The sequence below is a fragment of the Streptomyces sp. NPDC021020 genome (assembly GCF_044333285.1).
In the GTDB taxonomy this organism is placed as follows: Bacteria; Actinomycetota; Actinomycetes; order Streptomycetales; family Streptomycetaceae; genus Actinacidiphila.
This window is the reverse complement of sequence record NZ_JBIRQQ010000001.1, coordinates 806,458-827,801: the sequence shown is the minus strand read 5'-3', so window position 1 is coordinate 827,801 and position 21,344 is coordinate 806,458. Positions and strand designations below refer to the sequence as shown.

21 protein-coding genes and 1 tRNA gene are annotated in these 21,344 nt (G+C 71.9%); 9 read left to right on the top strand and 13 right to left on the bottom strand.

Annotation, left to right across the window (positions count from 1 at the left end):
• Nucleotides 1-14: 14 nt before the first annotated feature.
• Entirely contained in the window at nucleotides 15-266 is a 252-nt protein-coding gene (locus ACH4SL_RS03650; protein ID WP_398441716.1) for a hypothetical protein, read from the bottom strand.
• A gap of 113 nt (nucleotides 267-379) precedes the next feature.
• Between ACH4SL_RS03650 and ACH4SL_RS03645 the strand changes: the two genes are divergently transcribed.
• Nucleotides 380-1,549 carry a PLP-dependent cysteine synthase family protein gene (locus ACH4SL_RS03645; RefSeq protein WP_398441715.1) on the top strand — a complete coding sequence of 390 codons (1,170 nt, stop codon included), beginning with the start codon at nucleotides 380-382 and terminating at the stop codon, nucleotides 1,547-1,549.
• A 58-nt stretch (nucleotides 1,550-1,607) separates the two neighbouring features.
• On the opposite strand, the gene ACH4SL_RS03640 is transcribed toward ACH4SL_RS03645, so the two are convergent.
• Both ACH4SL_RS03640 and ACH4SL_RS03635 read right to left on the bottom strand, forming a co-directional pair.
• The gene (locus tag ACH4SL_RS03640; RefSeq protein WP_398441714.1) at nucleotides 1,608-2,354 is read right to left on the bottom strand and encodes a VIT family protein; all 747 of its coding nucleotides are present in this window, start codon (nucleotides 2,352-2,354) and stop codon (nucleotides 1,608-1,610) included.
• Between the two features lie 170 nt (nucleotides 2,355-2,524).
• Nucleotides 2,525-3,520, bottom strand: coding sequence for an RNA polymerase sigma factor RpoD/SigA (locus ACH4SL_RS03635; protein WP_398441713.1), 996 nt, complete (start codon nucleotides 3,518-3,520; stop codon nucleotides 2,525-2,527).
• Between the two features lie 237 nt (nucleotides 3,521-3,757).
• On the opposite strand from ACH4SL_RS03635, the gene ACH4SL_RS03630 reads away from it, so the two are divergent.
• From ACH4SL_RS03630 to ACH4SL_RS03620, 3 genes are all read left to right on the top strand, one after another.
• On the top strand, nucleotides 3,758-4,276 hold the full coding sequence (locus ACH4SL_RS03630; protein WP_398441712.1) for a GNAT family N-acetyltransferase: 519 nt from the start codon (nucleotides 3,758-3,760) through the stop codon (nucleotides 4,274-4,276).
• 142 nt (nucleotides 4,277-4,418) lie between these two features.
• Nucleotides 4,419-5,204, top strand: a complete 786-nt coding sequence (locus tag ACH4SL_RS03625; RefSeq protein WP_398441711.1) for a dioxygenase — start codon at nucleotides 4,419-4,421, stop codon at nucleotides 5,202-5,204.
• Nucleotides 5,205-5,221: 17 nt separating this feature from the next.
• On the top strand, nucleotides 5,222-5,878 hold the full coding sequence (locus ACH4SL_RS03620) for a hypothetical protein (protein ID WP_398441709.1): 657 nt from the start codon (nucleotides 5,222-5,224) through the stop codon (nucleotides 5,876-5,878).
• A 175-nt stretch (nucleotides 5,879-6,053) separates the two neighbouring features.
• Here the strand turns inward: ACH4SL_RS03620 and ACH4SL_RS03615 are convergent, their stop codons facing one another.
• Together ACH4SL_RS03615 and ACH4SL_RS03610 are read right to left on the bottom strand one after the other, a co-directional pair.
• The gene (locus tag ACH4SL_RS03615; RefSeq protein WP_398441708.1) at nucleotides 6,054-7,562 is read right to left on the bottom strand and encodes an MFS transporter; all 1,509 of its coding nucleotides are present in this window, start codon (nucleotides 7,560-7,562) and stop codon (nucleotides 6,054-6,056) included.
• 228 nt (nucleotides 7,563-7,790) lie between these two features.
• The gene (locus ACH4SL_RS03610) at nucleotides 7,791-8,447 is read right to left on the bottom strand and encodes a TetR/AcrR family transcriptional regulator (RefSeq protein WP_398441707.1); all 657 of its coding nucleotides are present in this window, start codon (nucleotides 8,445-8,447) and stop codon (nucleotides 7,791-7,793) included.
• 252 nt (nucleotides 8,448-8,699) lie between these two features.
• On the opposite strand from ACH4SL_RS03610, the gene ACH4SL_RS03605 reads away from it, so the two are divergent.
• A complete protein-coding gene (locus ACH4SL_RS03605; RefSeq protein ID WP_398441706.1) occupies nucleotides 8,700-9,176 on the top strand; it encodes a MarR family winged helix-turn-helix transcriptional regulator in 477 nt (158 codons plus the stop codon).
• A 24-nt stretch (nucleotides 9,177-9,200) separates the two neighbouring features.
• Here ACH4SL_RS03605 and ACH4SL_RS03600 read toward each other — a convergent pair whose 3' ends face one another.
• The gene (locus ACH4SL_RS03600) at nucleotides 9,201-10,040 is read right to left on the bottom strand and encodes an ABC transporter ATP-binding protein (RefSeq protein ID WP_398441705.1); all 840 of its coding nucleotides are present in this window, start codon (nucleotides 10,038-10,040) and stop codon (nucleotides 9,201-9,203) included.
• 78 nt (nucleotides 10,041-10,118) lie between these two features.
• The gene (locus tag ACH4SL_RS03595) at nucleotides 10,119-11,657 is read right to left on the bottom strand and encodes an MFS transporter (RefSeq protein WP_398441703.1); all 1,539 of its coding nucleotides are present in this window, start codon (nucleotides 11,655-11,657) and stop codon (nucleotides 10,119-10,121) included.
• Between the two features lie 456 nt (nucleotides 11,658-12,113).
• Here ACH4SL_RS03595 and ACH4SL_RS03590 point away from each other — a divergent pair, with 456 nt between their 5' ends.
• Nucleotides 12,114-13,433 (top strand): hypothetical protein, encoded by a 1,320-nt coding sequence (locus ACH4SL_RS03590; RefSeq protein ID WP_398441702.1) that lies wholly within the window; start codon nucleotides 12,114-12,116, stop codon nucleotides 13,431-13,433.
• A 119-nt stretch (nucleotides 13,434-13,552) separates the two neighbouring features.
• On the opposite strand, the gene ACH4SL_RS03585 is transcribed toward ACH4SL_RS03590, so the two are convergent.
• The 3 genes from ACH4SL_RS03585 to ACH4SL_RS03575 form a co-directional block, all read right to left on the bottom strand.
• The gene (locus ACH4SL_RS03585) at nucleotides 13,553-14,206 is read right to left on the bottom strand and encodes an FMN reductase (protein ID WP_398441701.1); all 654 of its coding nucleotides are present in this window, start codon (nucleotides 14,204-14,206) and stop codon (nucleotides 13,553-13,555) included.
• Nucleotides 14,203-15,333 carry an LLM class flavin-dependent oxidoreductase gene (locus ACH4SL_RS03580; protein WP_398441893.1) on the bottom strand — a complete coding sequence of 377 codons (1,131 nt, stop codon included), beginning with the start codon at nucleotides 15,331-15,333 and terminating at the stop codon, nucleotides 14,203-14,205. Before ACH4SL_RS03580 ends, ACH4SL_RS03585 begins: the two co-directional genes overlap by 4 nt.
• 73 nt (nucleotides 15,334-15,406) lie before the next feature.
• On the bottom strand, nucleotides 15,407-15,901 hold the full coding sequence (locus ACH4SL_RS03575; RefSeq protein ID WP_398441700.1) for a hypothetical protein: 495 nt from the start codon (nucleotides 15,899-15,901) through the stop codon (nucleotides 15,407-15,409).
• A gap of 175 nt (nucleotides 15,902-16,076) precedes the next feature.
• Here ACH4SL_RS03575 and ACH4SL_RS03570 point away from each other — a divergent pair.
• Nucleotides 16,077-16,149, top strand: a tRNA-Arg gene (locus ACH4SL_RS03570).
• 245 nt (nucleotides 16,150-16,394) lie between these two features.
• Complete coding sequence (locus tag ACH4SL_RS03565; protein WP_398441698.1) at nucleotides 16,395-17,372, top strand: pseudouridine synthase; 978 nt, start codon at nucleotides 16,395-16,397, stop codon at nucleotides 17,370-17,372.
• A gap of 13 nt (nucleotides 17,373-17,385) precedes the next feature.
• Here the strand turns inward: ACH4SL_RS03565 and ACH4SL_RS03560 are convergent, their stop codons facing one another.
• A complete protein-coding gene (locus tag ACH4SL_RS03560; RefSeq protein WP_398441697.1) occupies nucleotides 17,386-18,183 on the bottom strand; it encodes a VOC family protein in 798 nt (265 codons plus the stop codon).
• A 270-nt stretch (nucleotides 18,184-18,453) separates the two neighbouring features.
• Between ACH4SL_RS03560 and ACH4SL_RS03555 the strand changes: the two genes are divergently transcribed.
• Entirely contained in the window at nucleotides 18,454-18,657 is a 204-nt protein-coding gene (locus ACH4SL_RS03555) for a hypothetical protein (protein WP_031514222.1), read from the top strand.
• 67 nt (nucleotides 18,658-18,724) lie between these two features.
• On the opposite strand, the gene panD is transcribed toward ACH4SL_RS03555, so the two are convergent.
• The gene (panD, locus tag ACH4SL_RS03550; RefSeq protein WP_398441695.1) at nucleotides 18,725-19,159 is read right to left on the bottom strand and encodes an aspartate 1-decarboxylase; all 435 of its coding nucleotides are present in this window, start codon (nucleotides 19,157-19,159) and stop codon (nucleotides 18,725-18,727) included.
• A 155-nt stretch (nucleotides 19,160-19,314) separates the two neighbouring features.
• Complete coding sequence (locus ACH4SL_RS03545; RefSeq protein ID WP_398441694.1) at nucleotides 19,315-21,312, bottom strand: FUSC family protein; 1,998 nt, start codon at nucleotides 21,310-21,312, stop codon at nucleotides 19,315-19,317.
• Nucleotides 21,313-21,344 lie beyond the last annotated feature (32 nt).

Here is a 21,344-nt window from a genome sequence, read left to right as displayed (position 1 = left end):
GGCACCGGGTTGCTTCAGAGGTGGTGCGGGGGCTTCTGGCTGAGGAAGCGGGCGAAGTCGTCGTCAGCCGAGCCGGCTGGCAGCTCACCCCAGCCCCGGTCCGTGTCGTCGGTCGAGGGCCGGTCGAACGGGTCGTCGAAAACGAGCCCCGAGGGCGCGGCTGCCGGGCGGGGGGAAGCCTCGCCACTCCCCGCCGCCACCTCGGCGGCGGTACGACCCGCACCCTCGGACTCGGAGGTGTGGTCGGGGTCTGGCGCTGCGCTCATGGCTCCAGGGTACGGCGCCGCCAGCGTGAGTCGACCGACACCGCCACCCAAGCGGGTGGGGGGAGATACCCCAAGTGTCGGTTTGATGCCGTCGGACGGATATACCTGGGCCCATGCACGCACCAGAACCGAGTCCGCAGGCGGACCGCGCCGCCGCCGCTCCGGCGGAGGAGATGGATGTCGACCGAAGCGACCTCGCGTACCGCCACTGGTTGAGCGAGGCCGTGGGAAAGGTCCAGGCGGACGCCAACCGGTCCGCAGATACCCATTTGCTGTCAGTGCCGCTACCGGCGGCCTGGGGGATCGATCTCTACCTCAAGGACGAGTCGACGCATCCGACAGGATCGCTGAAGCACCGGCTGGCCCGGTCGCTGTTCCTGTACGCGCTGTGCAACGGCTGGATCCGCCCGGAGCGTCCGGTGATCGAGGCGTCCAGCGGCTCGACGGCGGTCTCGGAGGCCTACTTCGCCCGGCTGATCGGTGTCCCCTTTGTGGCCGTGATGGCTCGCGGGACGGTGCAAGCGAAGATCGACCTGATCGAGTTCCACGGGGGCCGATGCCACCTGGTGGACGATCCGGGCGAGGTCTACGGGGCCGCGACCCGGCTGGCACGGGAGACCGGCGGCCACTACATGGACCAGTTCACCTACGCGGAGCGGGCGACGGACTGGCGGGGCAACAACAACATCGCCGAGTCGATCTTCCGGCAGTTGGCGGCGGAACGCCATCCGGTGCCGACCTGGATCGTGGCCACGGCGGGGACGGGCGGGACATCCGCAACACTGGCACGCTATGTCCGCTATGCGCAGGCGACCACCGGCGTCTGCGTGGCGGATCCGGAGAACTCGGCGTTCTTCCCAGGGTGGCGCGACCACAACCCGGCGGCGACCACCGACACCGGCTCCCGCATCGAGGGGATCGGGCGGCAGCGGGTGGAGCCAAGCTTCGTCCCCGGGGCCGTCGACCGGATGATGCGGGTCCCGGACGCCGCGTCGATCGCGAGCGTGCGCGTCCTTGAGAGACTGCTCGGCCGCCGGGCCGGCGCTTCCACCGGGACGGGGTTGTGGGCCGCGTTCCGCATCATCGCGGAGATGCGGGCGCGTGGTGAGCACGGCAGCGTGGTCGGGCTGCTCTGCGATCCCGGTGAACGCTATCTGGAGAAGTACTACGCGGACGCCTGGCTCGCCTCGCAGGGCATCGACATCGCCCCGTACGTGGAGCGCATCGAGCATTTTCTGACCAGCGGGTCGTTGGATCCGGTGCGCCCGGCGGGTGGCATCTGAACGGCGGTTGCGCGCGGGCTCCGCGGGGGACTTCCGGCGTCCGGGCTCTCCCCTGCCGTCACACCCCTGCGGCACCGAGCAGGGCGCCCACCGCGTAGGTCACCGCCATGGCAATGGCGCCGCCAGCCGCGTTGCGGGCTACCGCCGGACGCACCGGGGCGCTGCCGAGCCGCGCGCTGATCCAGCCGCAGCAGACCAGGGCGACGAGCACCGAGACCACCGTGACGGCCAGCCGCCACTCCTGCGGCGGCAGGACGATGGCCAGCAGGGGCAGCAGCGAACCGACGGTGAAGGAGATGAAGCTGGCCCAGGCGGCGTGCCAAGGGTTGGCGAGTTCGTCGGGGTCGATGCCGAGCTCGACGCGAGCGTGGGCGCCGAGGGCATCGCGGGCGGTGAGCTGTTCGGCGACCTCCCGAGCGAGGTCGCGGGAGATGCCGCGGTCCTCCAGCAGTCCGGTGAGTTCGTCCAGCTCGGCTTGCGGAGTGGCGGCGAGTTCTTCCCGTTCGAGGGCGAGGGCGGCCTGTTCGGAGTCGCGTTGGGTGCTCACGGACACGTATTCGCCGGCCGCCATGGACAGCGAGCCGGCCATCAGGCCGGCGAGGCCGGCGGTCAGGAGCGCCGAGCGGGAATCGGTCGCGCCGGCGACGCCGACGACCAGCCCGGCGGTGGAGACGATGCCGTCGTTGGCGCCGAGGACAGCGGCCCGCAGCCAGTTCAACCGGGTGCTCAGCCCTTCGTGGTGGGGCTCGCCGGGGTGCGGCCCCGGGTGGTCCGGCTGTGGGCCGTCACCGCTGTGATCGCTCATGCCTCGAAGGTTCTCACCCCTGCTCCGCCGGTGGGCACACCGGCACCCATGCGGTGGGGCGTGGTCGGTACGGGCATCGGCACGGCAGGACCGAACCCCGGCGCGGGGGGGGTGGCACCGGGGTCCGGGTCTGTGGGCCGGCCCGTGGAGCGGGCGGACCGGCGGGGATGTCAGGCTGCTTCGTAGTCCAGCCCGGTGGCGCGAGCCATCCTCTTGAGGTCGGCCAGGGCGTGCTTCTCGATCTGCCGGATGCGCTCGCGGGTGAGGCCGTGCTCCTTGCCGACCTCGGTGAGCGTGCGCTCGCGGCCGTCCACGATGCCGTAGCGGGCGCGGATGATGGACGCGGTGCGGTCGTCGAGGCGGTCGATCAGGCTGTCGAGTTCCTCACGGCGCAGCATGACCAGGACGGAGTCCTCCGGCGAAGGTGCGGCGCCGTCCTCGACCAGGTCGCCGAACTCGGTCTCACCCTCGGCGTCCACCGACATGTTCAGGGACACCGGGTCGCGGGCCCAGTCAAGGACGTCGGCGACGCGCTCCGGGGTGGAGGACAGCTCGGTCGCGATCTCGGCGGGCTCGGCATCGCGGCCGTGCTCGCGGTTGAACTCGCGCTGGACCCGGCGGATCCGCCCGAGCTCCTCCACGAGGTGCACCGGCAGCCGGATGGTGCGGGACTGGTCGGCGATGGACCTGGTGATGGCCTGCCGGATCCACCAGGTCGCGTACGTGGAGAACTTGAAGCCCTTGGCGTAGTCGAACTTCTCGACGGCTCGTACCAGGCCGGCGTTGCCCTCCTGGATGAGGTCGAGCAGGGGCAGGCCGCTACGCGGGTAGCGACGAGCCACCGCGACGACGAGCCGGAGGTTGGAGCGGATGAAGATGTCCTTGGCGCGCTCCCCGGCGGCCACCAGGGCCTCGAGTTCCTCGCGCGTGACCTCGCCGCCGGCGCCTGCCGGCAGATCCGGGTCCGAGGCGAGGATGCGCTCGGCGTAGACTCCTGCTTCGATGTCCCGGGACAGCTCGACCTCGCGGGCGGCGTCGAGGAGCGGCGTACGCGCGATCTCGTCCAGGTACATGCCGACGAGGTCGCGGTCGGCCACTTCCCCGCCCGCGGCGCGAACGCTGCTGGTCCCGCCTGCGTGACGACGGGCGACGGCACGGGTTGCCATGCGTGCTCCCTTTACGAAGGTGCGGTCGGTCTCGGTCGGACCGGGCATGCGGTCACAACCAACGCCGTGGAACCTGCGGCCGAGCCCCTGGTGTGCGGCTGCCGCTGTTCTTCGGGCTTGCTGTGCGCTTGCCCCATCCGATCGGGATAACGACTGGAATCCGGACACAATTCCCATGTCGTCACCTGTTTTTTATGATCATGCAGTACCCTGTCCGCCACACCGAGAGGCCGCCCCATGCTGGAACGTACGGATGTCCAGGTCAGAGCGGGTACGGAAGGCGACCTTGCGGCGCTCACGGAGATTTACAACCACTACATCCGCGAGACGCCGGTCACTTTCGACATCGACCCCATCACCCCCGACGACCGCCGCCCCTGGCTGCTCTCCCACCCGGAAGACGGCCCCCACCGCCTCTTGGTTGCCCGGTCCGCGCAAGGCGGCCAGGTTGTCGGTTACGCGACGAGCAGCCCGTACCGCCCGAAGGCGGCCTACGCGACGTCGGTGGAGACGAGCATCTACCTCGCACCCGGGGCGGGCGGGCGCGGCATCGGTTCACTGCTCTATGCGGCACTGTTCGAGGCACTCGCCGATGAGGACGTGCACCGCGCGTACGCGGGCGTGACACTGCCGAACGAGGCATCGATACGTATCCACGAGCGCTTCGGCTTCAACCAGGTCGGGATTTTCCAGGAGGTCGGACGGAAGTTCGGCGCCTACCACGACGTGGCTTGGCTGGAGAAGCGGCTGGACTGACCGCCGAGTGCACCTGGGGCCTGGCAGACCCGGACGCCGGGAGGGAGCAAGGGAACGGCGCGGCAATGTACCGAGATATTTGAAACTTCAAGCAGCTGCGGTACCGTCGTTGCATACGCATGAACTTTCAAGGAGGTGCGCCATGACCACAGCAGCCCCCGAGCGCATGCCCGCGCTCTACCTCTCGCACGGCGCCCCACCGCTTGCCGACGACCCCCTGTGGCCCGGCCAGCTTGCCGACTGGGCGGCGGCCCTGCCGCGCCCCAAGGCCGTGCTCGTCATCTCCGCGCACTGGGAGGACGCGCCTCTGGCGATCGGCGCGACGACGACCGTGCCGCTCGTCTACGACTTCTGGGGCTTCCCCGAGCACTACTACCAGGTCACATATCCCGCGCCCGGCGCGCCCGAGCTGGCCGAGGACGTGCGGAAGCTGTTGCGCAGGGCGGGCAGTCCCGTGCAGGACGTGCCCGAGCGCGGCCTGGACCACGGTGCCTATGTGCCGCTGGTGGAGATGTTCCCGGCCGCGGACGTCCCCGTCCTGCAGGTGTCCATGCCGACGCTGGACCCGACAGGCCTGCTGGAGATCGGTCGGCGTCTCGCGCCGCTGCGGGACGAGGGTGTGCTCATCGTCGGCAGTGGCTTCTTCACCCACAATCTCGCCGCCCTGCGCCATGCGGGGCCGCAGCCGCCCGCTTGGTCGGCGGAGTTCGACGACTGGGGCCAGCGGGCGCTGGAGGCGCAGGACATCGACGCGCTGCTGGACTTCGAGCGCACGTCGCCCGCCGGGCGCCTGGCGCACCCGCGCACCGAGCACTTCGCGCCGCTGTTCGTTACGCTCGGCGCCGCCGAGTCCGAACTCGGCAGCCAGCGCAGCATCATCGACGGATTCTGGATGGGGCTGGCAAAACGCTCCGTCCAGTTCGGCTGACCACAAGGACCTTTCCCATGCAGAAACGACGCATCGCGATCGGCGCGGCCGTTCTGGCCGGCGCGGTCGTCCTGGCCGCCTGCGGCTCCGACGACAAGGGCGACGAAAAGGCGCCGTCCAGCGCCGCGAGCAGCACGACCACTGCAGGCACCAGCGACGCGAGCAGCCCGGCGGACACCGACGGCAAGGCGCCCGCATCGTCCGTGGACTGGCCCGCGCCGACCGACGCCGCGACCCGCGTGAAGGCGGCAGGGCTGCCGATGCTGGGTGCCGAGGGGCAGGTACTGCACATCCACAGCCATCTGGACGTGTTCGTCGACGGCAAGGCCGTGACAGTGCCGGCCGACATCGGCATCGACCTCGTCAAGCAGCAGATCAGCCCGCTGCACACGCACGACACGTCGGGCGTCGTGCACATCGAGTCGCCGGTGAAGGCGGACTTCACTCTCGGGCAGTTCATGACCGAGTGGAACGTGCCCTTCGGCAAGGACACCCTCGGCACGTTCAAGTCCGGCGACGGCAAGGAGCTGCACGTGTACGTGAACGGTACCGAGCAGACGGGTGACCCCGCGTCGCTGAAGCTGGGCGCCCATGACGAGATCGCCGTCGTCTACGGCACACCCGCCGAGAAGGTGCAGGTGCCGTCGGAATACGAGTGGCCGGAGGGTTTGTAGGGAGGGTGCAGTGGCGCCGCCCCTGCCCACGGACGCAATGCCGGCGCACGGTCGTACTCTCGTCCATCGATTGTCGATGTGAAGCACGGCAGGCCCCCGCTGTTCCGAGTGAACGGAACGGCGGGGGCCTGCCGTCGGTACGGACGCCGGGCGGTTCGTACCGCCCGGCACCGGGTCAGTGGGCGATGACCGGGATGGCGACGTCCTCCGGGGACTTCTCGCCGTCGATCTGCTCGTGGCCGCCCTGGACACCGGCGTTGATCAGCACGAAGGCCAGCACAGCGGAGAGCACCAGGATGCCCGTCGCCCAGTAGATGGCGACGGAGTAGCCGTGCACCGCGGACTGGTTGACGAACAGCTTGTTCTTCAGGTCCGCCTTCGACGTGATGTGCGAGGAGACCCAGGTCGCCGTGGCGCTGGTGGCCAGCGTGTTCAGCAGCGCGGTGCCGATGGAGCCGCCGACCTGCTGCGAGGTGTTGACCATGGCGGACGCCACACCGGCGTCCTCCGGACGGACCCCGTGCGTGGCCAGGCTCATCGCAGGCATGAAGGCGGTGCCCATGCCGAGGCCCATGAGGACCAGGCCGGGCAGCAGCACCTCCGCGTAGGAGGAGTCGACCTTGATCTGGGCCAGCACGAGCATGCCGAGGGCGGCGACGAGGAAGCCGGGCGCCATCAGCAGCCGGGGGCGGACGCGCAGCATCAGCCGGGTGCCGATCTGCGTGGAGCCGACGACCATGCCGCCGACCATGGGCAGGAAGGCGAAGCCCGACTTGAGGGCGGAGTAGCCCATGACCTGCTGCAGGTAGTAGGTCAGGAAGAGGAACAGGCCGAACATGCCGATGACGGCGAGGCCCAGCGACAGGTACACACCGCCGCGGTTGCGCTCGGTCACCACGCGCAGCGGCAGCAGCGGGGCCGAGACGCGGCTCTCGACGAGCGCGAAGGCGCCCAGGAGGACCACGGAGCCCACGAAGAGGCCGAGGGTCATCCCGGACGTCCAGCCGTCGCTCTCGGCGCGGCTGAAGCCGTACACGAGGGCGACGAGGCCCGCGCTGGCGAGGATCACGCCGGGGATGTCCACCCGGTTGCGGTTGCGGCCCTGCGCGGGCTCGCGGATGACGAGGACCGCGCCGATGACGGCGGCGATGGCGAAGAGGATGTTCACGAACAGCGCCCAGCGCCAGTTGAGGAACTGCGTCAGCACGCCGCCGAGGATCAGACCGACCGCAGCTCCGGCGCCCGCGATGGCACCGTAGATGCCGAAGGCCTTGGCGCGTTCCTTGGCGTCGGTGAACGTGACCGCGAGCAGCGAGAGCGCGGCAGGGGCCAGGAGTGCGCCGAAGACGCCCTGGAGGGTGCGCGCGCCCAGCAGCATCGCCGTGTTGACCGCGGCGCCGCCTATTGCCGAGGCGACGGCGAAGCCGAGCAGGCCGACGATGAAGGTGTTCTTGCGTCCCCACAGGTCGGACACCCGGCCGCCGAAGAGCAGCAGTCCGCCGAAGGCCAGGGTGTACGCGGTGATGACCCACTGCTTGTTGCCGTCGGAGATGCCGAGGTCCTGCTGGGCGGACGGAAGCGCGATGTTCACGACGGTCGAGTCCAGGACGACCATCAGCTGGGCTATGGCGATGAATATGAGCGCTGTCCAGCGCCTCGGATCCGGCTGGGGTGTTTCAGGCATGACTTGGTCTCATTACTTGGTGCGGAGTGACAGAACGTGGGGACGTGCGTCGGCGGTGGCGCCGGGCCGGGGCCGTGCGGAGGATCGGGGTCAGGGATCCCCGCCGGTCTGCTGGTGCCGGGTGCGGCGCTGCGCCGGGAGATGAGCGGACGGCGGCTCGGGCTGCGCGGGCCGGCGGCACATCGGCCCGCCTACGCTATAGCCCGGTTGATGGGCATTGCGAATGGTTTACGACACGCCGGCTTTCAATTCCTTCAGGGTCGCGGCATTTCCCGTAAGGACCGAGCGCGCCGGAGCGCGTAGTCCGTCGAGGAACAGCTGCAGGTGGCGGTGGACGAAGCGGTCGAAGCCCACGCAGCAGACACCCGGCAGCGGCCGGGTGAGCTGTGTCACGGCGACCATCACGTCACCGACGGCGATGTCGGTGCGCAGCAGGCCCGCGTTCTGGGCGCGTTCCAGGATGGCGCTGATCGACCGCTCCATCTGTTCGACCTGACGGACGACCGCGGGGTCCTGGCGGTCGAAGACATCGGTGAGCAGAGGACACAGGGCGCCGATCCGCTCCTGCGCCGCTTCCAGAACGAAACGGCGCAGCGCGGCGAACGCGTCCGGCTCTTCGGCCAGCGCATCCTCGGCGCGTTTCACTGTACGGGCCACCACTGACAGCGTGACCTGACGGACCAGGTCGGCGCGGTCGGTGAAGTGCCGGTACAGCGTGGCGTTGCCCACGCCCGCCCGGCGGGCCACCTCGTCGAGGGCGACGTCCGGACCGAGTTCGACTATCGCTTCGCGAGCGGCGGTGACGATGCGTTCGCGATTGCGGGTGGCGTCGGCGCGCAGGCGCACAGGGCGGGGCCGAGGGGCGGAGTCCACGTCGAGCGGCATGGCGGGCTCCTTCCGGTCTCACGGGCTGCGCTGGTCGTACGGACCGCCGGGGCGCCCCGGCGGCGGAGAGACCACCTCCGTTTGGTGGCCAGCAAGTCAAACGGGGATCCTGTCCCCGGATATTTCGCGCACGCGGCGTGACCTGCACCACAAGCGCTCATCGATGATCGATACGAGCCTCTCGAGAGCGCTGCGACAGCCACACGGCGGCGCATTTCATTGAATCTTCAAGAAACGCTCTACCATGGACCCATGACTTGGCTGACAGAAGAACAGCAGGCGACGTGGCGGGCTTTCCTGCAGGCCACGACGCTGCTGGACGACCACCTCGACCGTCAGCTGCAGCGTGACGCGGGCATCCCGCACATGTATTACGCCCTGCTCAGCACCTTGTCGGAGACTCCCGGCCGCAGCATGCGGATGACCGAGCTGGCAGAGCGGGCCAAGATCACCCGGTCCCGGCTCTCGCACGCCGTCGCCCGGCTGGAGGGTCACGGCTGGGTGCGCCGGGAGGACTGCCCCACCGACCGGCGCGGCCAGGTGTGCGTGCTGACGGACGCCGGCTACGCGGAGCTGGTGCGTACCGCGCCCGGCCATGTCGCCGCCGTGCGCGGCGCGGTCTTCGACCGGCTCACTCCTGAGCAGAGCCGGCAGCTCGGGGAGATCTCGCGGGTCATTGCCGAGGGACTGCACAGCAGCGACGGCGCGGACGTGCCCTGGCTTCGCTGACGGCACCGTCCGCGCCGGCACGTATCAGGTGTGCGGCGTGACGCGGCCCGAGCGGGCGAGCCAGCGGCCCCCGTGGCGGCTGACCTCGATAGGCCGCCCGAAGCAGCGCGTCATCTGCTCGGCGGTGAGCACCTGCTCAGCAGGGCCCGACGTCAGCACGCGGCCCTCCTTCAGCAGCAGGACATTATCGATGGCCGGTGACAGCTCCTCCAGATGGTGGGTGACGGTGATCGTGGTCAGCGACGGCCTGGTGACGGCGAGCCGGTGGAGGGCGTCGATCAGGTCCTCGCGCGACGGCAGGTCAAGGGCGTTGAACGGCTCGTCCAGCAGTAGCAGCGACGGGTCGGCCATCAGCGCCCGCGCCACCAGGATGCGGGCGCGCTGGCCGCCCGAGCAGACGCCGTAAGCGCGCTCCGCGAGCTCCTTGATCTCCAGCTCGGCCAGCAGCTCGCCCGCCCGCTCGCGCACCGCGTCGTCGTACATCCGCCACAGCGGCTGCACGGTGCCGGTGTGGCCGGTCAGCACGACCGCGTGCGCGGTCAGGTCGAGCGGCACCTTCTGCGCCGAGGAGACGAGACCGATGTGGGCGCGCAGTTCGCGCATGTCGACGCGGCCCAGGCGGTGGCCGAGTACGTCGACGGTCCCGGTGGTCGGGTGCATCAGCGCACCGATCAGCCGCAGGATGGTGGTCTTGCCGGCGCCGTTCGCGCCGAGCAGCGCCCAGTGCTGGCCCGCGCGGACCGTCCAGGTGATGTCGTCGAGGATGACCTGGCCGGTCGTGTAGCGGCGCACGCTTACCGCGTCGAGTACGGCGACCGCGTCCGGCTCGGAGCCTGTCACATTGCCTGTCGCGTTGGCTGTCATGACGAAACGGTAGCTGTATACACCAGCTTTACGGGGCGGGTTTCCGCGATGTGGATACACCGCGCATATTGCCGCAGGTCAGGCCGGGGCTGTGGACGGGCTCTCCTCGGCGGTCTCCTCGGCAATACGCGGCGGCCCTGGTCGGAACAGCAGGAAGGTGATGACGAAGCCGAAGGCGAAGAAGCCCGCGGACCACCAGTAGGCGACGGTGTAGCTGTGCAGTTGGGCCTGGGCGACCGCGGCCGGGCTCGGGCGGCGGCCGGAGAGGTAGCTGGTGGCCGCGCTCGTGGCCAGGGTGTTCAGCAGCGAGGTGCCGACCGAGCCGCCGACCTGCTGGCTGGTGTTGACCATTGCCGAGGCGACACCCGCGTCGTGCGTCTTGACACCGGCGGTCGCCAGGTTCATCGCGGTGGCGAAGATCAGCCCGAGGCCCAGGCCCAGCAGGAGCAGCGGTGGCATGACGTGCCCGGCGTACGTGCTGCTGCCGTCCAGTGCCGTCATCCATGCCATGGCACCGCCGGCCAGCAGCATGCCGGTGGGCACGATCGGCCTGGCGCCGAACTTCGGCACCAGCACGTTGGTCGTCGTCACGGACGTGATTACCAGCACCGCCACCATCGGCAGGAAGGCCACGCCCGTCTTCACCGGCGAGTACAGCAGCGTGCGCTGCATGTAGTACGTCAGGAAGAGGAAAACGCCGAACATTCCCGCGCCGGACAGGAACATCGCCACGAACGACGCACCGCGGTCGCGGTCGGCGACGACGCGCATCGGCAGCAGCGGGTGCCTCGCACGCCGCTGCCACCACACGAAGGCTGCCAGGAGGACCACACCGGCCAGCAGGAAGCCCCAGGTGCTGCCGGCGCTCCAGGAGTGCCGTTCGGCGTTGGAGAAGCCGTACACGATGCAGAACAGGCCGCTGGAGACGAGGAGCGTCCCCGGGATGTCGAGGGACGGGCGGTCGGGCGGGGTGCCGGGGGCCAGCAGTCGCGCGCCGCCGATGAAGGCGATGACGGCGAAGATCAGGTTGACGTACAGGCACCAGCGCCAGTCCAGGTACTCGGTGAGCAGGCCGCCGAGGAGCAGCCCGACGGCGGCTCCCGCGCCCGCGATGGCGCCGTAGATGCCGAAGGCCTTGGCGCGCTCCTTGGCGTCGGTGAACGTCGTCGTGAGCAGCGACAGGGCGGCGGGCGCGAGCACGGCCGCGAAGGCGCCCTGGAGGGCGCGTGCCGCCACGAGGATCTCGAAGCTGCCCGCCGCGCCGCCCATGGCCGACGCGCCGGCGAAGCCGACCAGGCCGATCAGGAAGATCCGCTTGCGCCCGACGAGGTCGGCGAGCCGGCCGCCGAACAGCAGCAGGGAGCCGAAGGCGAGGGCGTAGGCGGTGACGACCCACTGGCGGTCGCCGTCGCTGAAGCCGAGGTCCTTCTGGGCGGAGGGCAGTGCGATGGTCACGATCGTGGCGTCCAGGATGACCATCAGCTGAGCGATGCCGATGACGACGAGCACCCACCAGCGGCGGGAGGACTGCTCGTCGGGGACGCCCTGCCCGTGCGGTGATCCCGGGGCGCTCTCCCGGCCCTTGGCGGCCGACGACTCGGAGGAGCTTCGTGCCATGGCGTGGGTCTCCTTTGCGCTTGCGCGCGTCCCCCCGGAATTTCCACGCTAGGTGCAGCTCGGCGACCGCGCCATGCGGGGCGTGGGACCCCGTGCGGGCGTGGGCGGCGGTCCCGGGCGGGTGGGCCCGGGAATCCACCGCGACCGCCATCGGACGACCGTCCCTGGTGGTGATGACGGCCACGCCAGTGGGGTTGCGGCAGCTGCACGACGATGACTAACCGCCGGGGCGGGGCGGATAACGCGCACTCACCCGTTCGGCGTGACCCGATCGGTCCACCGGCGACGCCGGGTCCCGGCGGCGGTCACCCGTGCGGGTGAGCGCGGGCGTGGCCCCGCCACCCGTACGGAGCAGCTGCACGCGCAGGCGGGGCGGCAGGGCCGTTGACTGGCCGGAAGGAACCGCACGGGCCGGGAGTGGCGGGTCGCCCGCGGGACCGGCGAGGGAGTGCGCACATGGCGACGAGCGCGGACGGACCCGGCGGGATCGGCGGACCGGGTGACAGGCCGCTCAGTGCCGACGAGCGCGCGGAGTTGGCGGCGTTGCGAAGGCGCGTGCCCGGACGGCCGTGGTGGCGTACGACCCTGTCCGCGCTGCTCATCACGCTGGCAGCCGTGCTCGCCCCGCTCGGCGCCGTGGCGGTGTGGATCGCCGACGAGATGGCCGACACGGACCGCTATGTGGCGACGGTCGCGCCGCTCGCCCGGCATCCGGATGTCCAGGCCGCGGTGACCGACCGGGTCACGGACGCGGCGATGGCGAAAATCGATATCGATTCGCTGCTGTCGCGCGTGGCGCCGAGCGACCGCCTGCGGCTGGAGCGGGCGCTCGGTGGCCTGCAGGGGCCCATCACCAGCGGGATCCGGGACTTCGTCCGGCAGACGGTGGCGAACTTCGTCGCGAGCGACGCCTTCGCCCGCACCTGGGAGCAGCTGAACCGGCAGGCGCACGCGGCCTTCACCGGCGCCTTGACCGGGAGCGGCGACACTGCGGTGCGGGTGCAGGGGGACGCGGTGGTGCTGGACCTGGAGCCGGTGGTGGCGCAGGTGAAGCAGCGGCTGCTGGACCGCGGGCTGAGTGTGGCGTCGGTGATCCCCGAGGTGCGGACCGACTACACGCTGGTGAAGTCGAAGGACGTGCAGCGGGCGCAGACAGGATTCCGGGTGCTGCAAGTCGCGGGGAACTGGCTGCCGGTGGTCACCGTGGTGCTGGCGGCCGCGGGCGTGCTGCTCGCCGCGCACCGGCGGCGGGCCCTGGTGGCGGCCGCGCTGGGTGTGGCCGCGGGCGTGGCGGTGCTCGGCATCGGACTGTCGATCTTCCGGATCGTCTATCTGGATCATCTGCCTGCCGACACGAACCAGGCGGCGGCCGGTGCGGTCTACGACCAGATGACCCGATTCCTGCGGATGACCGTGCGTATGGTGGTCGTCCTGGGGGTGCTGGTCGCCGTCGGGGCGTGGCTGAGCGGTGCCGGGCGGTGGGCGACGCGGGTGAGGAGCGCGTGGGAGACGGGGATCGGCGCGGTACGGCAGGCGGTGGGGCCGTCGACGACCGGGCCCGTGGGGCCGTGGGTGCACCGCTACCGGCACGCGCTGCGGTGGGTGGTCGTCGTGGGGGCGGGGCTGGCGGTGTTGCTGTGGTCCTACCCGACGGGTCTGGTCGTCTTCTGGATCGCGCTCGTCGCGGTGGGTGTGCTGGCCGTCGTCGAATTCCTCGACGAGGGGGCTCCGGGCAGCGGGAGTCGGGACGGTGCCGCGGGGGTGAGTTCGGCGTAGCCGCGTACGCGCGGCTCACCCCGCGGAGCCCGACACCAATCGCGCGGCGTCAATCGTTCGACGCCCGTCGCCCGTCGCCCGTCGCCCGTCGGTAATCGATCGGCGATAACCGGCCAGCGTCAATCGTCCGGAGTCAGCGCCGCGAGTTGCTGGGCGAACGGGGTGAACGTCTCGTCGGGGGACGGCGGGCGCGGGGCCGGGGCGCCTGCCAAATACCGGGAGAGTTCGGCAGCGGCGCGGGCGACGCGGAGGGCAAGGGGGTCGTCGCCCGCGGTGTTCGCAGCGCCTGCGGTGCCCCAGTCCTCCGTCGCCGCGTACACCGCGGTGGGCATGACGACCGCGCGCAGGTACGAGAACAGCGGCCGCAGGGCGTGCTCAAGGACCAGGGAGTGGCGCGCGGTGCCGCCGGTCGCCGCGATCAGCACCGGGGTGCCGACGAGCGCGTCCTTGTCGATGACATCGAAAAAGGACTTGAACAGCCCGCTGTAGGACCCGGTGAAGACCGGCGTGACGGCGATCAGCCCGTCGGCGGACGTCACGGCCTCCACGGCGTCGCGCAGCCGCGGCCCGGGGAAGCCGGTGACCATGTTCTGGGCGATCTCGTTCGCCAGATCGCGCAGCTCGACGACCCGCACGTCCAATTCCGGCCCCGGGCCGGTGCCCGCGCTCTCGGCGACGTGCTGCCGGGTCGCGGCCGCCAGCCGGTCGGCGAGCAGCCGGGTGGAGGACGGTCGACCGAGGCCGGCGGTGATCACCACGAGGTGCCTGGTCATGCGCTCACCTCCGCGTTGTCGTGGGTGTTACGGCTGTCGTCGCTGTCGCGGTCGGCCGCACTGCGGGCGACGAGCGCCTGGTGGGTGGGTCCGTCCGGCACGTCGGCCGGGCGGCCCGCAGCGAACTCGCGCCGCAGCACCGGGACGACCTCCTCGCCGAGGGTGTCGAGCTGCTCCAGCACCGTCTTCAGCGGGAGACCCGCGTGGTCCATCAGGAACAGCTGCCGCTGATAATCGCCGAACGATTCCCGGAAGGCGAGCGTCTTGTCGATGACCTCCTGCGGCGACCCGACGGTCAGCGGCGTCTGGTCGGTGAACTCCTCCAGCGACGGCCCGTGGCCGTATACCGGGGCGTTGTCGAAGTAGGGGCGGAATTCGCGTACCGCGTCCTGGGAGTTCTTCCGCATGAACACCTGGCCGCCCAGGCCGACGATCGCCTGTTCCGGGGTTCCGTGGCCGTAGTGCGCCCAGCGCTCGCGGTAGAGGCCGATGAGGCGCTTGAAGTGCTCCTTGGGCCAGAAGATGTTGTTGGCGAAGAAGCCGTCACCGTAGTAGGCGGCCTGCTCGGCGATCTCCGGGCTGCGGATGGAGCCGTGCCACACGAACGGCGGGACGCCGTCCAGCGGGCGCGGGGTGGAGGTGAAGGACTGCAGCGGGGTGCGGAACTTGCCGGCCCAGTCGACGACGTCCTCGCGCCACAGCTTGTGCAGCAGCGCGTAGTTCTCGACGGCAAGCGGTATGCCCTGGCGGATGTCCTTGCCGAACCACGGGTAGACCGGGCCGGTGTTGCCGCGGCCCAGCATCAGGTCGACGCGGCCGTCGGCGAGGTGCTGGAGCATCGCGAAGTCCTCGGCGATCTTGACCGGGTCGTTCGTGGTGATGAGGGTCGTCGACGTGGACAGGATCAGACGATCGGTCCGCGCGGCGATGTAGCCGAGCATGGTGGTCGGCGACGACGGCACGAACGGCGGGTTGTGGTGCTCGCCGGTCGCGAAGACGTCGAGCCCGACCTCTTCGGCCTTCTGCGCGATGGCGACCATCGCCTTGATCCGCTCGTGCTCGCTCGGCGTCCGCCCGTTCGTCGGGTCCGTGGTGACGTCGCCGACCGTGAAGATCCCGAACTGCATATCGTCCACCGTCCCATTGGTTGATGTTTCAACCACAGGAACGGACGACCTTCCGTGACTATTCCCGCCCTGCTCAGTGCCCCGCGGGCGGGTCCGCGTCACCCGGCGCCGTCTCGGTGGAAGGCGTGCCGTGACCGGGCGGCTGCACGCCGTGGTAGGTGATCGAGCCCGCCAAGATCACGGCCTCGTGATACACGCCGCCGTGCATCGTGTTCGCCGTGTAGTACGTGGTGGCGCCCGTCGACTGAGGCTCGGGAGCCAGCTCGGCCAGCATGCGGCGCAGCTCGTCCGCCGCAGCCGGATCCGCCTGGAGCGTCCGCCGCAGCCGCAGCCGCCACTCGGCCCGTACGTCGTCCTCGACACCCGCGTCCCGGGCCTGGCGCGCCTCGGCCAGCTCACCGCGGGAACGCTCCAGGTCGGCGCTCACCGCCTCCTCCGCGCCTTCCGCGCCGCCCCGCGCGAGGAACCGCGCCAGCCGCGCCCTGACCTGCGCCCAGGCGTCCGAGGCCATCAGCCCCACCACCGTTGTCGCGCCGGACGCCGCGAGCCCCGCCAACTCCGCCTCCATGCCGCCCCCTTCGTCTCACCCGAACGGCCTCTGTCGCCCGCCTCCTCATCCACGGTAGGGCCGGGACGCCGACCGCGTCCCGCAGTGCGGCGTACCTGGCGGTGACCACCCCGTCCTGCCTCATCCGCTAACCTGTCCTGGGCCGCCTCCGGCGGTCTCCATCACGCTCCATCCCGCCCCAGTAGCTCAGGGGATAGAGCACGGCTCTCCTAAAGCCGGTGTCGCAGGTTCGAATCCTGCCTGGGGCACAGCCTGTCAGCGGGACGGACGCGGTATCGGGCCAGGTCAGGGGCACTCCCCCGGGCCTGGCCCCTCGCGTTTTCCTGGAAGCTGCCGGCATCGATGGGCGTCTTCCGGGGCCTGTGGCGCGCGGGCCGTCCCCGATCCGGCCCCGAAACGATCACCGCGGGCGAACAGGTCAACCTCCGCGTGGGCGCCGCGTAGCCTGGGGGCGGCCGGACGGTGCGGGTGATGCGGGGCGAGGTGCGGGGACGTGGCGCGCAGGGCAGGGCGCAGGCCTCCGGCGTCGCCGCTGCCGCAGCGGGAGGGCGTGGACCCCGTACGGCTGCGGCTGCCGGGTGACGGGGCGGGCGCGGGTGGCTGGGCGACCGTACGCGAGCATCTGCTCGGGCGGTACGGGCCCGTGCTGGGCGCCGAGCGGGTCGAGGAGATGTGCGCCGCGGGGGAATTCGTCACCGTCGACGGGCCGGTGCTGGCGTCGACCCCGTACGTGCCGGGCGGCTGGGTGTGGTTCCACCGTGAGCCGCCGGCCGAGCCGGAGATGCCGTATCCGGTCGGGGTCGTCCACCGCGACGAGCACACCGTCGTCGCCGACAAGCCGCACTTCCTGGCCACCACGCCGCGCGGCCGGCATGTCGCACAGACGGCGCTGACCCGGCTGCGGCGCGATCTCGGCCTGCCCCACCTCACGCCCGCGCACCGGCTCGACCGGCTCACGGCGGGCCTGGTCCTCTTCGTCGTACGGCCCGAGGACCGCGGCGCGTACCAGACGCTCTTCCGTGACCGGCGCGTGCGCAAGGAATACGAGGCCGTGGCCGCCTACGACCCGGCGGTGCGGCTGCCGTGCGTCCTGCGCAGCCGGATCGTCAAGGAGCGCGGGCGGATGGCCGCCGAGGAGCGCGCGGACGGCCCGCCGAACGCCGAGACCCGCGTCGAGCTGCTCGACCGGCGCGGCGGCCTGGGCCGCTACCGGCTGCTGCCCGCGACGGGCCGCACCCATCAGTTGCGGCTGCACATGAGCGGCCTGGGGCTGCCGCTGCTGGGCGACCCGCTCTATCCGCGGCTGCTGCCGGAGGCCGCCGACGACGACTGGTCGAGGCCGCTGCAACTGCTGGCCCGGGCACTGGAATTCACCGATCCGCTGACGGGGCGGGAGGTGCGTTTCGAGAGCGCGCGGCGGCTCGCCGCCTGGCCGGACGGCGCGGAGGCTGCCGGCGGCGCGGGAGCTTGAACGGGATGGTGCGTCAGGCGCCCGAGGCCGGGGGCACCGGGTGGAGCAGCGCGAAGAACGCTCCCTCCGGGTCCCTGAGCAGGGCGAGCCGGCCCACGCCCGGCATGTCCGTGCCCGGCATCAGGACGGCGGCGTGGCGCTCGGCGGCTTTCGCCACCGTCGCGTCGACGTCGTCCACCGAGAAATACGGCTGCCAGTAGCTCGTGCCCTCCGGGAGCAGGCCCGCGCCGAGTTGCATGATGCCGCTGTGCGAGCCCTCCTGGCCGCCGCCGCTCCTGGACGCGATCACGTACGAGCCCGCGTCGCCGGGCAGCGGCACCTCCTCATAATCCCAGGCCAGGACCGAGCCGTAGAACTCCTTCGCCCTTGCCGCGTCCGTCGTGTAGAGCTCCGTCCAGCACAGGGCGTGCGCTCCGACCCGGTCAAGGCCGGGGGTCGTGCCCGGCTCCCACACGGCGAACTCGGCGCCGCTCGGGTCGGTGCAGCCCGCGAGCCGCCCGTGTCCGGCGACCGGCATGGGCGGGAAGCGGACGCTGCCGCCGGCCTGTTCGACGGCCTTCGTCGTCGCGTCGGCGTCGGCCGTGTGGAAATAGACCGTCCACGCAGGGCGGGCGTCCGGGTCCTGGAGCGGGCCGAGGGCGGCGACCGTCTCGCTCCCGAACGTGAACATGCCGTATCCCCCCGCTTCCGGCCCCGCTGGGCCGAACTGCCAGCCGAGCAGCTCGCCGTAGAAGGCGGCGGCCGCCGGGACGTCGCGGCTGCCCAGGTCGACCCAGTTGGGCGCGCCGGGGACGTAGTCGTTGGTGAGCATGCTGGACCTCCGTGTGCGCTGTGCCACAGGGCCGCGCGGACGGGCCGCCGGGCCGGGCGATCTGCCGGATTTGGACGCTGTGTCCTCTCTCACACTCAGCATGGCAGCAGGCACTGACAATCCGTCACCCCGCGCCGGGCGGACGGTACTCGCCGCTGGTCAGCGCCGCACGGAGGGGGCTTTTCCGTCCCGCTCGGGCGTGCGGGGGCCGCCACGCGCAGCGGCTTTTCCGGTTCGGGATTGTCAGTGGGTCCGTCTAGGGTGGTTCGCATGTACGGGGGAAGTCTCGATCAGGCGAACGCAGCGCTCCGGGCCTATGTCCAGGAGCACGGCGACCGGCCGTGGACGGCCGAGGAGCTCGCGGAGCTGGCGCGGTTGCGCGCCCGCTGGACCGCTGCCGCGCGCGGCGCGCGGGTCGAGATACGCACGGTGTCCGGGCAGGTCATGGGCGCCGCGGTGATGACCGCGGCGTAATCCGGCGGCAGCTGCCCGTTCCGGAATGCCCCGGCCCGGGGGCCGAGGCACCGGTCCTGGTGGGGCGTCAGACGGTGGCGTGCACCGGCGCGATGGCGTGCGGGGGGCGCACGGAGTCGCTTCCGGGCGCGGGTTCCGCGGTGTCCGCGCCGAGGGCGACGATCCGGTTGCCGGCGTCGACGTGCACGACCGCGGGCCGCAGCGTACGGGCCTCGGCGTTGTCGACCTGGGCGTAGCTGATGAGGATCACCAGGTCGCCGGGGTGGACGAGGTGGGCCGCCGCGCCGTTGATGCCGATGACGCCGGAGCCGCGCTCACCCTCGATGACGTACGTCTCCAGGCGGGCGCCGTTGGTGATGTCGACGATGTGCACGAGTTCGCCGGGCAGCAGGTCCGCGGCGTCCATCAGATCGGCGTCGACCGTCACGGAGCCCACGTAGTGCAGGTCGGCCTGGGTCACGGTCGCGCGGTGGATCTTGGACTTGAACATGGTGCGCAGCACGGTGCCGCCTCCTGAGGTGGGTAGGTCGCGTCCCTGCCGGGGTACGCGCCGACCCGACCAGGGTAGAGCCCCCGTCCCGGATCCGGTGGGGGTGGTGGCGGGAGTGCGCAAGATCTCAGGGCGGGCCGGCGCCCTGGGGCGGTTCGGCCGGGCGGCTAGGCAGGTCCGGCGCCGGAGGGGACGGGAGGCAGCGGGTCGGTGCGCTCGCTCGGCCGGGGAGTGGCGGGGAGCTGGGCGTAGAGGGCGGCGAGGGCCGCGTTCAGGTGGTGGACGGGCGGGGCGGTGACGGGGCGGGGCGGTTCGGCCTCGGGGCGGTGGCCGAGGCGGCGGCGAACATGGCCCAGGTTGCGGGCGGTCAGGCCGAGGTGGGGGCGGGCGGCGGCGAGCGCCTCCGGGGGCAGCGCCGCGAGGGCGCGGGCCTCGTGGACGCAGGCCGCCAGGGCGTCCGCCCAGTCCGCGGCGTGCGGCGCGGGGCGGTGCGCCGGGCGGACCGGCAGCGCGGGGTGGGCGAGGCGGGTGCGGAGGGCGCGGTGGGCCCGCGCGGAGGCCGCCGCGTCGCCGAGGTCGCGGGCGGCGCGGTCGGCGGTGCGGGCCAGCGTGCGCAGGGCGGCGGGCTGCGGGTCGGGCTCGCGGGCGGCGGCGAGCAGGTCCTGGAGGGCCTGGAGCGCGCGGGCGGCCCTCCCCCGCATCACCGTCTCCGTGCGGAGCGGCAGCACGAAATACGCGGCGAGGACGCCGCAGGCCGAGCCGAGCAGGATGCCTTCCGGGCGCTGGAGCAGCAGGGCGGCGGTGTCGTGCTCGCCGTTGAGCGAGTAGAGGACGGCGAGCAGGCTCGTCACGCAGAACGCCCAGACCGCGTAGTTCACGTCGCGCAGCCACACGCCGACGAAGAGGCAGCAGAAGATCACCGCCAGGGCGGCGGGCGGTGTCGCCGCCACCAGGTGGGCGGCGAGCGTACCGGTCACCGCCCCGGCAATTGCGCCGCCGATGCGCAGGGCGCTGCGGTGCACCACGTCGCCGCGGGCGCGGGCCGCGCTGCACACCACGAAGGCGGTGATCACCGTCCAGGTCCAGTGGTGCGGGAAGACCAGATGCCCGGCGGCGAAGGCGAGCGCCATCGCGGCGGCGAGCTGGGCGGTCAGGCGCGTCTGGGGCTGCGGGCTTTTGCGGGCCGACCCCGGGCGAGGGGCGCGAGGTGGTGGGGGTGCGGGCAGTTCGCGGGCCCGGGTCGCGCGGACTGCTGCCGCCGCGGCGACGACGCCCGCCGCCGCGGTTTCCGCCGGGCCCTCCGTCGCCGTTCCCGGGGGCCGGGTCCGTGCGGCGGACCGCCCGCCGGGCAGGAGGCGGGTGAGGGGGTGCCCCGACGCCGGGCGCGGATGGAGGTCGGCGGGGCCCGCCGCGCCGGGCGGCTGCGCGGGTCGGGAGGTGGTGGCCAGCACTTCGGCGTGGAGGACCGCGGTGGCCAGGGCGGCGAAGGACGGTGACGCGGGGGTGGCGGCGGCGAGGCGGTCCTCGGTCGTCAGGGCCGCACGGTGGAGGGCGCGGGCGGCGCGGGCGCGGGCCGCCGCGGACGGGGGGAGGTCCTGGAGGCGGCGGGCTGCGCGCAGGACGTCGAGGGCCGCGGTCGCGGCCTCACGGGCGGGGCGGGCCGGGAGCGCCGCCTGGGAGAGCAGCACACAGGCGACGGCGAGCGCGCCCGCCGCGGCGGCCCACCACGGGGCGGCCGCCTCGGCGGCACTGGGCGGGATCGGGACGACGAGAATCGCGATGACCGGGCCCAGGGCGAGCCGGCCGAGGGCGCGGACCGTGCCGCCGAAACGCATCAGGTAGCGGGCCGCGGTGACCGCGGCGACGTACATTGCCGCGCCGAGCCATGCGTGGTGCAGCATGAAGCGGCCGATGGCGGCCGCGAGCAGGCCGACAACGGGGACGTGCACCAGGGCGGTGAGGCGATGCGCGAGGCTGGTCCTGTGCAGCGAGCGGGAGAGCATGACGGCCACGACGGTCGCGATCACCACGAGCGCGCCGGGCAGGTCCTCGGCCGCGCATATGGCCGCGGAGATCAGCAGCGCGGCGAGGGCCGCGAGAATCGTGCGGGCGGCGGCGTGCAGCCGTACCCGTCCGGGGTCGAGCAGGCGCAGCCGGTCCAGCACGCGATTACCCCTTGTCGATCATCGATTATTAC